We start from the raw sequence: 14,577 nt of genomic DNA, 5'->3' as shown, positions 1-14,577 counted from the left end.
AATACCCGTTTTGCGTCCGATGAACCCCTATTGAGCGGAATAACCATCCGGGTGGTTCACATGCCAATTCCATGCATGCTTGACGATTTCCTTCAGGTCCGGATACTGAGGCATCCATCCCAGTTCATCCTTGGCCTTTTGTGACGACGCGATCAGGACCGCCGGATCGCCTGCCCTTCTTGGGGATGCGACCGCATGAATGTCCCGTCCGGTCACTTCACGGCACGTTTCAATCACTTCCTTCACCGAAAACCCTGTACCATTGCCAAGATTATAAACTCCGCTCTCCTCTGTGCGCTTGAGCTTTTCAAGGGCCAGATAATGAGCCTCCGCCAAATCCATCACGTGAATGTAATCACGGATGCATGTCCCGTCTTCTGTCTTGTAATCTTCTCCGAAAATTGAAACATGCGGCCGCTTGCCGAGGGCGGCTTCCAGCACGATCGGAATCAGATGGGATTCCGGTGTATGATCCTCACCAATTCTGCCTTCTGGATCTGCTCCTGCGGCATTAAAATAACGAAGGGCAACAGACTTCAGCCCATACGCCTGGTCTGCCCAAAAAAGAAGTTTCTCAATGGCCAGCTTGGTTTCACCATAAGGATTTCCCGGAACCGTACGGTCACTTTCCGAGATAGGAACTGTTTCAGGTTCACCGTAAACCGCTGCCGTGGATGAAAAAACGATCTTTTTCACACCATTTTCCACCATGCGGTCTACCAGATTCAAAGATCCCGCCACGTTATTTTGATAGTAAGAGATCGGGTTTTCCACACTTTCTCCTACCAGTGAATTGGCTGCAAAATGGATGACTGCTTCAATTTCATTTTCTGCAAACACAGTGTCAAGCAGATCACTGTCATGAAGGTCTCCCTTATAAAACGAAACGCCTTCCATCACCGCTTCCTGGTGGCCTTTTTGCAGGTTATCGAATACAACCACTTTTTCCCCTTTATTCAGCAGATGCAGCACCGTATGACTTCCGATGTAGCCTGCACCGCCTGTGACTAAAATTGCCATTATCGTTTCACCCCGTTAAATTCTTTTACTCCGTCTCCAATTTCACACACATAAAAATCAGCCACCAAGCCTGTACGTTCAGTATATCGGCCCGCTACGTTTTCTTTGAAGTTTTCAACTTCTTCCTCTTTTACAATCGAAATGGTACAGCCGCCGAATCCGGCTCCAGTCATTCTTGTTCCAATGCAGCCAGGCTGCTCTTTTTGAAGATCAAAAAGGGTATCGAGCTCTGTACCTGTCACTTCATAATCATCTCTAAGTGATACGTGGGATTCTTTCATATATAAGCCAAAGGCAGTGATGTCCCTGTTTTCAAGCGCAGCGACAGCCTTTTGCACTCTGTCGTCTTCAGTTACCACGTGTCTTACTCTTCTCCTGATGGTTTCATCCTCAAGGTACTGTTCCACTTTTTTGAATTGAAGAGGAGTCAGCTCACCAAGGATCTCTATATCTTTCAAATGCTGCTGAATGACTCCCAATCCCTGTTCGCACTGGGTTCTTCGTTCGTTATACTTGGAATCGGCCAGCCCCCTGCGTTTATTGGTGTTGGTAATCACCAGCTTGTAACCTTCTATTTCAAGCGGAATCATCTCAAATTCATAGGTTTGGCAATTGAGGAATACAGCTTCATTTCTTTTGCCAAATCCAACGGCAAACTGGTCCATAATCCCGCTGTTTACCCCGATAAACTCATTTTCCATGCGCTGGCACAGCTTGGCAAGCTCAAGCATCTCCACTTCCCTGTTTTCAATGGCTGAAAAAGCAAACGCACTGACCATTCCAATTGAGGCGGAAGAAGAAAGACCCGCGCCATTTGGAATATTGCCGTCAAATAATACATCAGCCCCGGAAATAGAGATTCCGCTTTTCTGCAGCTGCAGAAGAATGCCCTTTGGATAGTTGGCCCAGTCATCGTCACCGCTAAATACAATGGGCTCATTGGCATCCACGGTTACTTCCAGCGGGAAATTCTCACTCTTCAGCCGGTAAATTCCGTCCTGTCTTTTTCTTACGGCCATATATGTGCCGATCGACAATGCCGCCGGAAAAACGTATCCTCCATTGTAATCGGTATGCTCACCAATCAAATTGACCCGTCCAGGGGCAAAGAAAAGTCGAACCTCGTCGTTATTTCCCGGAAAATAGTTTAGAAATTTCTCTTTTAGCTGTTGCTCCATTCTTATTTCCCCCTCTTTTCATGATATCGCTCGATACACTTCCGCAAATTCTCTGCGTTGTCTTCTACTTTTGTCGGATTGGCCGCTGCCCATCCCCCTGTTTCTGAGGAAGAATTATATTTGATTTTATCACTTGCACGAAGCGGAGGATAAAATTCAATATGGAACCGGTAAAAATCGTTATAGTCATCCTTTCCGTCAGAAGGCCTCTGGTGCATCACCATCATATATGGAAATAATTTATCGTAAATCATATCCATGCCGCCAACAAGTTCCTGCAGCAAATCGCCAAGTTCCAGTTTTTCGTCTTCGGAAAACTCAGTAATGGCAGTCTTTTTATCTTTGCTGACAACATACACGCCATATGGATAGTCTGTAAAAAATGGAATGAACGCGATAAAATGCTCGGTTTCCAATACGACCCGCTCGCCGAACCTTTTTTCCTCAGCGATCATATCGTCGAACATGTTGCGTTTGTTCTCTTCAGTATACTCTTTACAGGCATTGAGCTCAGTTTTTACCTTTAGCGGGATGAAAGGGTAAGCATATACCTGTCCATGAGGGTGAGGCATTGTTACCCCGACTTCCTCTCCCCGGTTTTCAAAAATCATAACATATTCATGGTTTGGATCCTGTTCAAGCTTTACAAAGGTTTCCTCCCACAGATCCATCAGCTTCTTCATATGCTCGCGGGAAAGATCCGGAATGGTGTCATAGTGGCCGGGTGAATACAGAACCACTTCACATTTTCCGTACGCTTCTTTTGTTTGATACAGGCTTCCCCCAACGGCATCCGGCTGCGGAGGATTCGGTGACAGCACCGGGAAATCATTGTGATACAAGTGAACGTCGTAATTCTCAGGAACCTTTCCGGAACCCGGGCAAAACGGGCAAAAGTCCTTCGGCATGTGCGGGCGGTTCTGCCTGCTTGCCGCTACCATCGTCCAGTCTTTTAATAAAGGATTATAACGTAACTCAGCCATTGTATTTCCTCCTGTAGGATCATTTATTAAGTACAAGTTAACAAACTTTGTTAAATTAAATTATTAAGTTGATACCAGATTACCATAAGTGAAAAGGTTTGCATACCCGGACGCACCATTTTTAACAATAAATGCATCCGGAAAGCTACCCCATGTTCAATCTTCGATGTAATTAGAGATTTCAATCAGGTTCTCATCCGGATCGCGGATATAGACGGAAAGGATTAGCCCTTGTGCTCCCGTTCGTTCCACAGGTCCTTCGAGCAGCGGAACTTTATGATTTTCCAGGTGCTTTACCACCTGGTTTAAAGGGACATCCGTAATGAAGCACAAGTCAGCAGAGCCGGGTATAGGAATCGCTGCTTTCGGTTCGAATTCATGGCCTGCCTGATGAAGATTGATTTTCTGATCTCCAAACTTCAGCGCTTTTCTTCCCTGGCGAAACGTTTCCACCTTCATGCCTAAAACCTCGGAATAAAAATCGCAGGTTTTCTCTATATCTTTTACCGTCAAAACGAGATGATCCAGCCGTTGAATGTTCAAATTGAGCCCTCCATTTCATTAATAGGGTGTTAAGGGAATTCTATCAAACACATCTCTTTCTATCCATATTGAAAAAAAGAAGGTATACTATATCTTAATTAATTAAATTAACTTGAGGTGTCATAACCATGCAGCGTGGTACGTTTCAATTTATGAAATCATTGAATCGAAGCATTATTTTAAACCGGATCCGTTTGGAGGGACCGATCTCACGGGCGCAGATTGCCAAGGATACAAAGCTGACGCCTCCAACGGTCAGTTCGATCGTAAAAGAATTGATCGATTCCGGTCTGATAAAAGAAAGCGTTCAGGGCGCTTCACAGGGCGGGCGAAAGCCGACGATGCTGGTAATCAATGAAAAAAGCTTTTATGTCATCGGACTTGATGCCGGTCCAAAGGATATTAAAATCATACTGACTGACTTAAATGGCGGTGTGCTCCACTTCAGGGAAAGCCCCCTTTCGCTTCCTGTGACGGCAGATGATCTATTAAAAATGATGAAATCAGAGATACAGGGTCTTTTGGATCAGTACAAAGAGGAAGAAGATAAAATAATCGGCATCGGTGTTGCCATGCACGGTGTGGTGGATGTTGAACGCGGGATGTCGCTCTATGCCCCGAACCTTCATTTAAGAAACATTCCTATAAAAGAGGAACTGGAGGCGTCTTTTAAACTGCCTGTAAAAGTTGAAAATGACGCAAAAGCGATCGCCCTCGGTGAGGTTTGGTTCGGCAGCGGAAGCGGTGCATCCAGTGTGGTCGCTATTAATGTGGGCAGCGGAATTGGCGCAGGAATCGTCATAAATGGACAATTGTTTCACGGGGAACATTTTATTGCTGGAGAAATTGGTCATATGACCATAGATATTGGCGGAAAGCAGTGCAGCTGCGGGAATTACGGCTGTTTGCAGACACTGGCTGCGGGCCCTGCCATTGCTGAAAGAGCAAAAAAAGAAGTGGCTATCGGAAAAGAAAGCATCTTAACTGAACTGTCGGGCGGACATCTCGAACACATCAGTGGCCGCCTCGTTCACAAAGCCGCGCTGGAGGGAGACCAATTGAGCCGGGACATTTTGCGTTCAGCAGGCATTTACCTCGGAATCGGCTTAACGAACCTGATCCACCTTCTCAACCCCGAACGGATCATTATTGCCGGTGGCGTATCCAATGCCGGTGATTTCCTGCTGGACGGGGTAAAAGAAACCATCGCAAAAATGACGCTGACAGAAAGCGCAAAGCAAACCGATATCCGGCTCTCGGGTCTTGGAAATAAAGCCACTGCTCTAGGCGCGGTTTCCCTCCTGCTTTCGGAGCTTTTCTCTGTAAAATAAATGGCAAAATGCCCGTTACCTTTCAAGCAAAGATAACGGGCTTTTGCATGTATTCATGTGTACTAGTCATGGCCTGCCCTTCATATGCTTGTATGGAAACGGAGGGGTGGACAGCATGGATTGGTTAACAAGTGCCGTTGTTGGATTGATTGGTATTTTGGTTCTTACCGGATTGATCGGTTACGCCCAGACAGGGTACCGGCTGAAGAAGTGGATCAGGGAGCTGCAGGAGCTCGAAACCCAGACTGCAGTGCAGCCCCGTTCCCGCTGGATCCAGCGAGTTTGCTCTGATTACAGGCAGTATCATTTGTCAGGCGTAGCTTCCTTGAATACACAGGCCTTGATCGAAAAACATCTTTTCCAGGAGCGCATTCCCCTGCTAGGATTGATGCGTGTTCCTGTCGGCAACATTCAAAAGGTGATGCAACAGCTTCCCGCGTTTACCATCATACTCGGGGTGCTGGGTACCTTTATTGGGCTCACGCTTTCCCTGCTTTCCATGCAGGATACGCTTTTCCGGCTGGGAAGCTCCGCCAATGGACCGTCCATGACCATGAACTCAATCATTTCCTCATTAACGGCTCCCTTTGAGGGAATGAGCGTTGCTTTTATTACGAGTATCGCAGGAATCGGCGGGGCTCTCGTTCTCAATATCCTTCAAACCGGTTTTCTCTCCCGTGGCTCTTCCCTTACGTACCTTCAGGGAAAGGTGATGTCCGACTGTGAGGTTTACCTCGATCATGCCTTCAACAGCCTTTTATTGCAGGAAAAGCCGCAGGATTCAGCTGAACGGCTGCTCGACCGCCTTGCGGTGAAAATCGAAGAAAGCTTTCAAAAAAGTGTCGGGGATTTCGGCAGCTCCATGACCGAATTTACAGCAGGACTGAAAACGGCCATGGAGGATGTAAAAGGGATTTTGCATGCGCAGCGGCTGCACAGCGAGTCGTTTGCCGCATCCACCGGCACACTGGAGCAATTCGGCCATCAGCTTCAAAAGACCATAGACAAACAGGGCAGCATGCATCAAGCAGTGGATCAAAGCATCGGTGTTCTTACCTCGCAAATTAAAGCATTTGAACAGCAGTTCCAAAAAGGGGCCGAACGCCAAAATGCCGGGCAGCAAAAATTCGAGCTGCTCATCCAGCGGTCGGATAAAATGCTCGCCGAATCCCAGCGCCGTTCGGAGGAGTTTGCCGGCAATCTTATCAGAGTGATGCAGGAGCAGCTTCAGCATTATGCCAGCCAGCATGAAAACCTGGAAAACAGGCTGGGCCAGAAGCAGGAAGAATGGCACTACCGCTATGCTGAAAAGCAGGGAGAATACGGCAGGGCCGCCGCCGATTTTGCTTCGTCCGTCCAGCAGCTTGAAAAAGGATTTTATAACGCGGTTGAACATATAAAACGGGATTTTGTGGAACAGATCCGCCACGTACTGGAAAGGGAAAGGCAGCTCAGCCAGCAAGCCAGACCCGAGCGCAACGACGATATGCGGGAGCTTGCCCGGACACTGGAGAACCTTTTCCATGGATTATCGCGCGACTTCACGGCGGGCAACCGGACGCTTGGAGACATGTACCATCTGCTTCAGCGCATGTATCAGGCAGCCGTGGAGAATCAGGCAGCCTATGATAACCGGGAACATGAAGCAAGGCTCATCAGCTCGCACGAACCAAGAAGGCGGTGATGAAGCATGCGCCGTGCCCGAAAAGATGTGTTTGCTGAACAGCACCATGAGGAAATCTATTGGCCCAGCTTTACCGACATGATGGCCATGATGGTGCTTATCATGATTTTCATCGCCATTCTTGCCTATGTCCAGAGCATCTATAATGCCTATGATCAATCACAGATCAAACAGGAGCTGCATCAGGTGGCAGACGTGAAAAAGCACATTTCGGATCTGATCGAAAAACAGCTTGAAAAAAATGTCGGTAAAGACAAAGTGATCCGGGGACCGAACAATACGATTTCGGTCGAGGGTAATATTCTTTTTGATACAGGAAGCGCAGAAGTCAGCAATCAAGGGAAGAAAGTGCTCAATCCCCTGGCTAATGCGCTCGCGGCAATGATCGATGAAAAGGACATGAGCAAGTACCTTTACATCATCCTCGTAGAGGGCCATACCGATTCCGTTCCTTATGACAACTGGTCCCTCTCTACGGAACGCGCTGTCGCTGTCGTGAAATATCTGGCAAAAGCCAACCCGAAGCTTTCACGCCTTCCTTATGCCCAGTATCTTGCAGCTACGGGCTATAGCGAATACAAACCGATCGCCAAGGGCAATTCACCTGCCGCCCTGAAAAAAAACCGCCGGATCTCCTTCCAGATCATTTTGGATGATAACAAATGGCAAAACAAACTGAAGGACATCGTGAATCAGCAGTAGCAAAAAAACGAAAGGCGCTTATGCCTTTCGTTTTTTGCGTGCCATCACCCCCCAATTTTTGCGATCATCCGCTCAAGCCAGGAGATATAGCCTTTTTCCCGTTCAAGCGCCCGGCTGAGAACGAGGTAATGGCCAAAATCGGGAGAAGAAAAGGATACCGGTTCCTCTTTCCCTTCCAATTCCTGAAGCCGTTCTTCCAGGAAGGCTATCGCCTGGCCCCTCTTTTCCAATTGATCTTTGAAGAGCTGTTTTGCCTCTTCCTGTGAGAGCGACGACACAAAATAAGCCTTGAGCATGAATTCATCTTTTTGCGTATCAGGAATGGGGCTGTACCGGTTCATCCACTCATGCAATTCCTTCTTGCCAAGTTCGGTAATGGAATACACTTTCTTTTCCAGCTTGGTTCCCTGGATGACGATTTGATATTCTACAAAGCCCTCTTCCGTCAGCTTTTTTAACTCAGGGTAAATCTGGCTGTGCTTGGCGCTCCAGAAATGTCCAATTTCTTCTTTAAACTTACTCGTAATGTCATATCCGCTTAACTGACCTTTATCCAACAAACCCAATATGGCGTATTTTAGCACTCTCATATTAGCCTCCACTTGAATGATTGACACTATTATACCATAGTGTTATATTTAATATGTAAATAGTTACATGTTTATTAAAACATGATAAAGGAGTGCTATTACATGGATAACTTTATTGGAAGTCATATGATCTACACGTATGAAAACGGGTGGGAATATGAAATGTATATAAAAAATGAAAACACGATCGACTACCGCATTCATAGCGGAATGGTAGGCGGCCGCTGGGTGCGCGATCAGGAAGTTGACATCGTTAAATTAACAGAGGATGTCTACAAAGTGTCATGGACAGAGCCGACAGGCACAGACGTTTCGTTGAACTTCATGCCAAAGGAAAAACGCATGCATGGCGTGATCTTCTTTCCAAAATGGGTTCATGAGCATCCCGAGATTACGGTCCGCTACCAAAACGACCACATTGACCTTATGCATGAATCCCGAGAGAAGTATGAAACCTATCCAAAATACGTGGTTCCTGAATTTGCGGATATTACCTTTATTGAAAATGCCGGCGTAAACAATGAGAACGTGGTAGCTCAAGCTCCATACGAAGGAATGACTGACGACATTCGTGCCGGAAAACTGAAATACTAAACACACAAAAAACGAAGGGTGCTATCCCTTCGTTTTTTCTTTATCCAATATAAGCTGATAATAGTGGACATCCTGCCACTGGCCAAATTTAAATCCAACTTCTTTTAAGCAGCCGGCAAATTCAAAGCCAAAACTTTTGTGCAGGGAGACGCTTGATTCGTTTCCTCCTGTAATGCTTCCGATTACTGTATGATAATCAAGATCCCTGGCTCTTTGAAGGATTTCCTTCATTAATTTCTTCCCTATTCCCCGGCCCCTGAATTCGGACGAAATATACAGCGACACTTCTGTTGTACGGGCATAGGCTTCCTTGTCCCTGAACGGACTGAGAGAGCCATAGCCGGCAGCCTTTCCATCCACCTCGGCAACGATCAGCGGGAAAGCTCCTCCGTATTTTTCAAACCACTTTTTCCGCTGCGCCAATGTTTGCTCCTCAAGATCAAAGGTTGCCGTCAATGTCCGGATGGCTTCATTATAAATATCCAGCAACGCGGGCAAATCGCCAAGATGGGCATCTCGAATTTGTACCATGGTATATCCTCCTGTGTAAAAACTTCTGCATCTCTATTACTTTAACAAAAAATAAAAAGCGAAGGGATCCCCCCTTCGCATGACTTACGATTTGTTCACTCTTGATGAGATTAAAAAAGCTTCCAAAATATAGCGCTTTGGCGCTGCACCAATATAATCAAACGGATAGCAGGTGCTGACTGTCAGGATGGCGCGGGGTTTCGGTACAATGATCGTCCGGTCGTCTTTATCCACAATCCTGACCTTTCTTACCTTATAGGTAAAGGTTCCGGCAGACGTTGTCACTTCCATCGTATCCCCTTTGCCCACCTTGCCCAGGCTGCGGAAGACGGTGTCACGGTGTCCGGACAGAACCGAATTATCTTTTTCTCCCGGAAGAACACTTCCCTTGTAATGCCCCACTCCCTTGGCCAGTTCATCCTCGTTTGTTCCATGGTAAATCGGAAGCCTGGCTCCGAGCTTCGGGATATAAAGAGTGCCCATCTTCTCCCCAATTTCAGGCCGCTTACTGTATAGCGGTTCACTCTTAACAGGGACCGGATCTTTCTTTGCCGCCACAGCGGGTTTCTCGTCCTTTTCCTTGGCCGGTTCTTTATCCCTGGCTGGTTCCTTCTTATGCTGGGCAAACGCTTTGGGTTCCACCTTTTCGCCGGCAAAAAACCCTCTGGAATACTCCATGATATTTTTCGAAAAAATGACGGCGCCCAGCAAAATCACAATGATTGAAAAAGAAAGAAGAAGCCCTTTTTTGCGGCGTCTTCTTTCCATTTGGCTTCGCTCTGCCATTTATGACATCCTTGCTCTTCGGTATAGAAATAATCCCGCTCCAATGATCGCTGCGCCTGCCAGCGCGCCATCCAGGTTGTTGGAAGCCGTTTTCGGCAATTCCCCGCCGTTTTCGGTACGCGGTGTTTTCGGGCTTGGTTTTTTAACCGGCTTTTGCGGTGCTGCGCCCATTGCATTTTCTACTGTTTTTGTTACCTCGCCCACTGTTCCTGAGCTTCCGGCAATTTCATCTGAAGTAATTTTCAAATCCGCCAAAAGGTTGCCTTTCAGGTCATAAAGCTCGATTAAAAGGTAATCCCCTTCGAGCACGGTCATTTGCATAAGTTCTGCTGCTGTCACAGGTGTTTTCTTGCTACCGTCAACAATATAAAACTTAGCTTTCATTTGGAAGATGGAGAGCAAATCTTCAAACGCCTGTCCAACCTGCTGGATCTGTGCCTTTGTCGGATTCTCCGGGTCTATGCCTTCCATGCGGTTCAGAATATCCATCAACTGTTTTTCAGTTGCCGGATTATTAAGTTCCTTTTCAAGGGAAAGCAGATGGTTCATCAAATTATCAATCTCTTGTGGAGTCAGGTCAATCTCTGCCAGCGCATCCTGCATTTCCTTTTCGATGGCTGCAAAATCCTCTTCACTCGGAAGGTCATCCGATTCCTCAGAGTCATCATACATAAAATCGGATACAGCAAAACTAAGGTCTTCTACATATATGTAATCCTCAATCTGTTCTCCGTTTTTCGCCAAAAGTTCCTTTAGCTGCTGTTCGTTCAAATCATATTCACTGTAGATTTCAGTAAGGTTGCTGTTGTTGCTCTTGATCACAGGCCCTAAGAATTCTTTCATTTCATCAACTGTGTTAAAGTCCGACAAACTGCTGTCGGCATAATCCGAAAGATAGTTCTCATAGTCTTCTTTGCTAATTTCATAGCCGCGTTCCTTGCTGATTTCTGCCAGATAGGCTGTAAGATCAGTATCCTTTACCGCTGCGAATGCATTTGCAGGCACAAAGTAAAAGGTTAAGAGAACAGCCAGCATGCTTAATAAAATCTTCTTCATTCGTTCCTCCTGAATATGTTTTTATTTCCTAATCCTAGTATAAATTATTACGTTTTTATTACATGGTTCTTTAGTCCTATTTAATATGAAGAATAGGTAAATATATGGGGAAATCACCCAGGAAGAGCGAAAAAATGACAAAAAAAAGCCGCCTCTTAAAGGAAGCGGGGACAAAAAGATATATAAAAAAGGGGGTACTTCTATCATTCCCGAAATCTCGTATTTTATCCCTGATTTCAAAAAAAGTTTTATAGTTTTTTAATGTCTCCAAAATGGAAATAACGGGTATGACTAGTAAGACAATGCTGTCTTCAGGAAGGAGAAGAAAATTTGCGTTATTTTGTCAACATGAACAGAGAATTTAAGGATGAATTTGGCAGAGTCTATATTTATGATCCCGATCAATGCCGGGAAAAGGAAGATGAAATCGAGTTATTGAACGATCTGGATACGAAGGACATCGGCAAGCCTTACATCTTTCCCAAAAATTCGGTTGCCGAGATCACCAAGGAAGAGTATGACCAGCTGGTATCAGCCATGCGAGCCGGCGTGCAAGGCGCTGACGCCCGTGAAGAAATCCTGGCCAAGTATTCCAAGGATTAACCGCTTTAAGGAGCGGTTTTTTTTATTATCCTCACAACGGACTATTGCGGACCGCGGTATAAGTATGGCAAACACGGGTTTCCTGTATAAAAATAGGTCATATCTCACGTTCACGTAAACGTTAATAGATGTTACCATTGCTCTTGCATCATTAAATCATGCAGGGAGATGTTAGTATGTGTGGTATTGCAGGCTGGGTTAACTGGTCAGAAGATATTTCTCAACAACAATCCATTTTGCGGGATATGACAGGAGCGATTGAGCATCGCGGACCTGACGCAAATGGTTATTGGTTTTCACCCCGTGCCGTTTTCGGCCACCGCCGCCTGATTGTTATCGATCCAAAGGGCGGATTGCAGCCGATGCTTCATGAGCAAGGTGATCAGACACTCGCGTTAACCTATAACGGTGAAATTTACAATTTTCTTGAGCTGAGAAAAGAACTGGAGGGCCGCGGACACGCATTCCGCACCCAATCCGATACAGAAGTTCTCCTGCATTCCTACATGGAGTGGGGAGAAGAGTGCGTAGATCATCTCAATGGTATTTTTGCGTTTGCCATCTGGGATGAGAAAAGACAGAAACTGTTTTTGGGCAGGGATCACCTTGGCGTGAAGCCTCTCTTTTATGCCCAAAGAGGAAATTCCATTGTTTTCGGTTCCGAGCTGAAAGTGCTTCTTGCCCACCCGGACATCGAGCCGGAGGTTGATCAGGAAGGACTTGCAGAAGTGTTTGCGCTCGGTCCCATGCGTACACCTGGAGTTGGTGTCTTTAAAGATGTAAAAGAGGTGCGTGCGGGCCACAGCGTCACCTTTACAAGCAATAAAACCGCCGTGCGCCACTATTGGAAACTCGAAAGCAAGGAGCATACCGATACGGTGGAGCAAACCACTGAAAAAATCCAGGCTCTCTTAGAAGATACGGTAAAGCGGCAATTAATTGCGGATTTGCCCCTCGTTTCCATGCTTTCAGGCGGACTGGATTCCAGTGGTTTGACCGCTATGGCCGGAAAGGACTTCAAAGAGGCAGGCAAAATTCTTCACACTTATTCCATTGATTTTGCCAACAGCGCAGAGCATTTCCAAACGGACCTGCTTCACCTCGGCCTTGATGCACCATGGGTTCAGCGGGTGTCCGAGCATGTGGGAACAGAACACCATTCTACCGTCCTTGGCGCAAATGAACTGCTGGATAACTTTTTGAAGCCCATGTATGCAAGGGATCTGCCGGGGCTGGGCGAGATGGAGACCTCTCTCTACTTGCTGTTCAGAGAGATGAAAAAGGATGCAACGGTCGCTTTATCCGGTGAGTCCGCTGATGAGGTCTTCAGCGGATATCCCTGGTTCCACCAGGATGAATTCCTGAATGGCACCACGTTCCCGTGGCGACAGAGCAGAGGCTATTTCTCCAACATTCTTTCGGAAGAAGCCGCTCGTTCCATCCAGCCGGATGCTTATGCAGACCGCCGTTATCAGGAGGCGCTGGCCGAAGTTCCGGCCCTGGAGGGTGAAAGTGAAATTGGCGCCAAACAGCGCCAGATGTCCTACCAGTTTATTACCCGCTTCCTTCCGTTCATGCTCGACCGCAAAGACCGCATGAGCATGGCCGTGGGCTTTGAGGTTCGTGTGCCATTCTGCGACTACCGTTTGGTGGAGTACCTTTGGAATGTTCCATGGGAGGTCAAAAGCGTGGATAACATCGAGAAGGGAATTCTGCGCCGTGCATTAAAGAGCTACCTTCCGGATGATGTGAGGAACCGCCGCAAGAGTGCGTATCCAACCGCACAGGATCCGGTTTATTTTGGAGGAATCAAGAACTGGCTGCTGGACATTGTAAATGACAGCAACGCACCTGTCAATTCTCTGGTTGATGCTTCAAAAATCAGAGCGATTGCCGAGGGGAAAACAGGAATCAGCGGAGGACAGGCCACCAAGCTGATGGAATACTTGATTCATGTCAACACCTGGCTGAAGGATTATCATATCAAGCTTGTATAACAGTAAAAGGCACGCCCTCGCGGGGCGTGCCTTTTTTACATTTATTGATCAGACTTTTCAGTATCTGTGCCTGTTTCTTTTGTTTCGCTGTCCGTGCTTGTCTGGTCTGCCTTTTTCTCGTCATCTACCTTCTGTTCGGTTCCTGTGCTGGAATCCTGTTTTTCGGTGTCGCTGTTGCTGTTACAAGCTGTCATTAACATAATCGCCAAAAGAGAAGCCCCAATTTTCATTAAAAAGCTTTTATTCATCCCATCGTTCTCCCTTCGATCAGTTCAGATTGGAACCGCCCCGCTACACCTGATCACCAGCGGTTCTATCCTTACTATATCAAGAAAAAACGAGGTATAAACCCGATTTACCAATACCTTACACAGGCTTTACAGTAGATTAAAGTTATTGATACTCCCTTAAAAAAAGACGACAAAAAAGGCCGTAAACCGCTGTTTAGCAACAATTCACAGGCCCATCTTCTCTTATCTTCCTACTGCAAACGTAATTTCAGCATCCATGGCAAGTTCTCCGTCAACCGTCGCTGTCACTTTGCCTTTGCCGATTCCTCTGCGGATTTGAAGCAGCTCCACTTCCATTAACAGTGTATCTCCCGGTCTTACCTGACGCTTCCATCTTACTTTATCTGCACCGGCGAACATGGCAATCTTACCCTTGTATTCTTCCATGGAAAGAAGAGCAACCGCACCCGTCTGCGCGCACGCTTCCAATGTCATCACGCCAGGAAAGATATTGTAGTCAGGAAAATGGCCATTAAAGACTTCCTCATTGGCCGTTATGTTTTTCTTGCCAACCGCCCGTTTTCCCGGCTCCAGTTCTTCGATTGTATCCAGCAGTAAAAAAGGATAACGGTGGGGAATGATTTCTTTAATTTGTTCAATGTTTAATTTCATGGAAATGACTCCTTTTCCTCTAATGACGTACTTAGCTTTCTATGTATCTCTGCACATTATACATGAATGAAAAAGGT

Annotated in this window: 16 protein-coding genes; 6 read left to right on the top strand and 10 right to left on the bottom strand. The window is 46.5% G+C overall.

Annotated elements, in window-relative coordinates; genetic code table 11:
• Positions 1 to 27: 27 nt before the first annotated feature.
• The 4 genes from galE to QYB97_RS10165 form a co-directional block, all read right to left on the bottom strand.
• A complete protein-coding gene (gene galE, locus QYB97_RS10180; protein WP_301165886.1) occupies positions 28 to 1,020 on the bottom strand; it encodes a UDP-glucose 4-epimerase GalE in 993 nt (330 codons plus the stop codon).
• Entirely contained in the window at positions 1,020 to 2,198 is a 1,179-nt protein-coding gene (locus QYB97_RS10175; protein ID WP_301165885.1) for a galactokinase, read from the bottom strand. The genes galE and QYB97_RS10175 overlap by 1 nt, the downstream gene beginning before the upstream one ends.
• A gap of 2 nt (positions 2,199 to 2,200) precedes the next feature.
• Complete coding sequence (gene galT, locus QYB97_RS10170; RefSeq protein ID WP_301165884.1) at positions 2,201 to 3,181, bottom strand: galactose-1-phosphate uridylyltransferase; 981 nt, start codon at positions 3,179 to 3,181, stop codon at positions 2,201 to 2,203.
• A 156-nt stretch (positions 3,182 to 3,337) separates the two neighbouring features.
• Entirely contained in the window at positions 3,338 to 3,724 is a 387-nt protein-coding gene (locus QYB97_RS10165; RefSeq protein WP_301165883.1) for a VOC family protein, read from the bottom strand.
• Between the two features lie 128 nt (positions 3,725 to 3,852).
• Here QYB97_RS10165 and QYB97_RS10160 point away from each other — a divergent pair, with 128 nt between their 5' ends.
• The 3 genes from QYB97_RS10160 (at position 3,853) to QYB97_RS10150 (ending at position 7,441) form a co-directional block, all read left to right on the top strand.
• The gene (locus QYB97_RS10160) at positions 3,853 to 5,055 is read left to right on the top strand and encodes an ROK family transcriptional regulator (protein WP_301165882.1); all 1,203 of its coding nucleotides are present in this window, start codon (positions 3,853 to 3,855) and stop codon (positions 5,053 to 5,055) included.
• Positions 5,056 to 5,170: 115 nt separating this feature from the next.
• Complete coding sequence (locus QYB97_RS10155; RefSeq protein WP_301165881.1) at positions 5,171 to 6,739, top strand: hypothetical protein; 1,569 nt, start codon at positions 5,171 to 5,173, stop codon at positions 6,737 to 6,739.
• A 6-nt stretch (positions 6,740 to 6,745) separates the two neighbouring features.
• On the top strand, positions 6,746 to 7,441 hold the full coding sequence (locus QYB97_RS10150) for an OmpA/MotB family protein (RefSeq protein WP_301165880.1): 696 nt from the start codon (positions 6,746 to 6,748) through the stop codon (positions 7,439 to 7,441).
• A gap of 44 nt (positions 7,442 to 7,485) precedes the next feature.
• Here the strand turns inward: QYB97_RS10150 and QYB97_RS10145 are convergent, their stop codons facing one another.
• Positions 7,486 to 8,031 (bottom strand): PadR family transcriptional regulator, encoded by a 546-nt coding sequence (locus QYB97_RS10145; RefSeq protein ID WP_301165879.1) that lies wholly within the window; start codon positions 8,029 to 8,031, stop codon positions 7,486 to 7,488.
• A gap of 102 nt (positions 8,032 to 8,133) precedes the next feature.
• On the opposite strand from QYB97_RS10145, the gene QYB97_RS10140 reads away from it, so the two are divergent.
• Positions 8,134 to 8,625, top strand: coding sequence for a phenolic acid decarboxylase (locus tag QYB97_RS10140; protein ID WP_301165878.1), 492 nt, complete (start codon positions 8,134 to 8,136; stop codon positions 8,623 to 8,625).
• A 21-nt stretch (positions 8,626 to 8,646) separates the two neighbouring features.
• Here the strand turns inward: QYB97_RS10140 and QYB97_RS10135 are convergent, their stop codons facing one another.
• From QYB97_RS10135 to QYB97_RS10125, 3 genes are all read right to left on the bottom strand, one after another.
• Entirely contained in the window at positions 8,647 to 9,156 is a 510-nt protein-coding gene (locus QYB97_RS10135; RefSeq protein ID WP_301165877.1) for a GNAT family N-acetyltransferase, read from the bottom strand.
• A gap of 84 nt (positions 9,157 to 9,240) precedes the next feature.
• Positions 9,241 to 9,942 carry a class D sortase gene (locus QYB97_RS10130; RefSeq protein ID WP_301165876.1) on the bottom strand — a complete coding sequence of 234 codons (702 nt, stop codon included), beginning with the start codon at positions 9,940 to 9,942 and terminating at the stop codon, positions 9,241 to 9,243.
• Positions 9,943 to 10,998 carry a processed acidic surface protein gene (locus QYB97_RS10125; RefSeq protein WP_301165875.1) on the bottom strand — a complete coding sequence of 352 codons (1,056 nt, stop codon included), beginning with the start codon at positions 10,996 to 10,998 and terminating at the stop codon, positions 9,943 to 9,945. It lies immediately after the preceding gene.
• A 330-nt stretch (positions 10,999 to 11,328) separates the two neighbouring features.
• Between QYB97_RS10125 and QYB97_RS10120 the strand changes: the two genes are divergently transcribed.
• Positions 11,329 to 11,601: a hypothetical protein gene (locus tag QYB97_RS10120; RefSeq protein ID WP_301165874.1), complete on the top strand. Its 273-nt coding sequence runs from the start codon at positions 11,329 to 11,331 to the stop codon at positions 11,599 to 11,601.
• A 176-nt stretch (positions 11,602 to 11,777) separates the two neighbouring features.
• Positions 11,778 to 13,598: an asparagine synthase (glutamine-hydrolyzing) gene (asnB, locus tag QYB97_RS10115; RefSeq protein ID WP_301165873.1), complete on the top strand. Its 1,821-nt coding sequence runs from the start codon at positions 11,778 to 11,780 to the stop codon at positions 13,596 to 13,598.
• A 41-nt stretch (positions 13,599 to 13,639) separates the two neighbouring features.
• On the opposite strand, the gene QYB97_RS10110 is transcribed toward asnB, so the two are convergent.
• Together QYB97_RS10110 and fabZ are read right to left on the bottom strand one after the other, a co-directional pair.
• Positions 13,640 to 13,846 (bottom strand): hypothetical protein, encoded by a 207-nt coding sequence (locus QYB97_RS10110; RefSeq protein WP_283891408.1) that lies wholly within the window; start codon positions 13,844 to 13,846, stop codon positions 13,640 to 13,642.
• Between the two features lie 225 nt (positions 13,847 to 14,071).
• Entirely contained in the window at positions 14,072 to 14,500 is a 429-nt protein-coding gene (gene fabZ / locus QYB97_RS10105; protein ID WP_090236549.1) for a 3-hydroxyacyl-ACP dehydratase FabZ, read from the bottom strand.
• Between the last annotated feature and the right edge of the window lie 77 nt (positions 14,501 to 14,577).

The organism is Fictibacillus fluitans (assembly GCF_030418125.1).
In the GTDB taxonomy this organism is placed as follows: Bacteria; Bacillota; Bacilli; order Bacillales; family Fictibacillaceae; genus Fictibacillus_C; species Fictibacillus_C fluitans.
The sequence above is the reverse complement of the archived record's forward strand: the minus strand, read 5'-3'. Positions and strand labels throughout refer to the sequence as shown.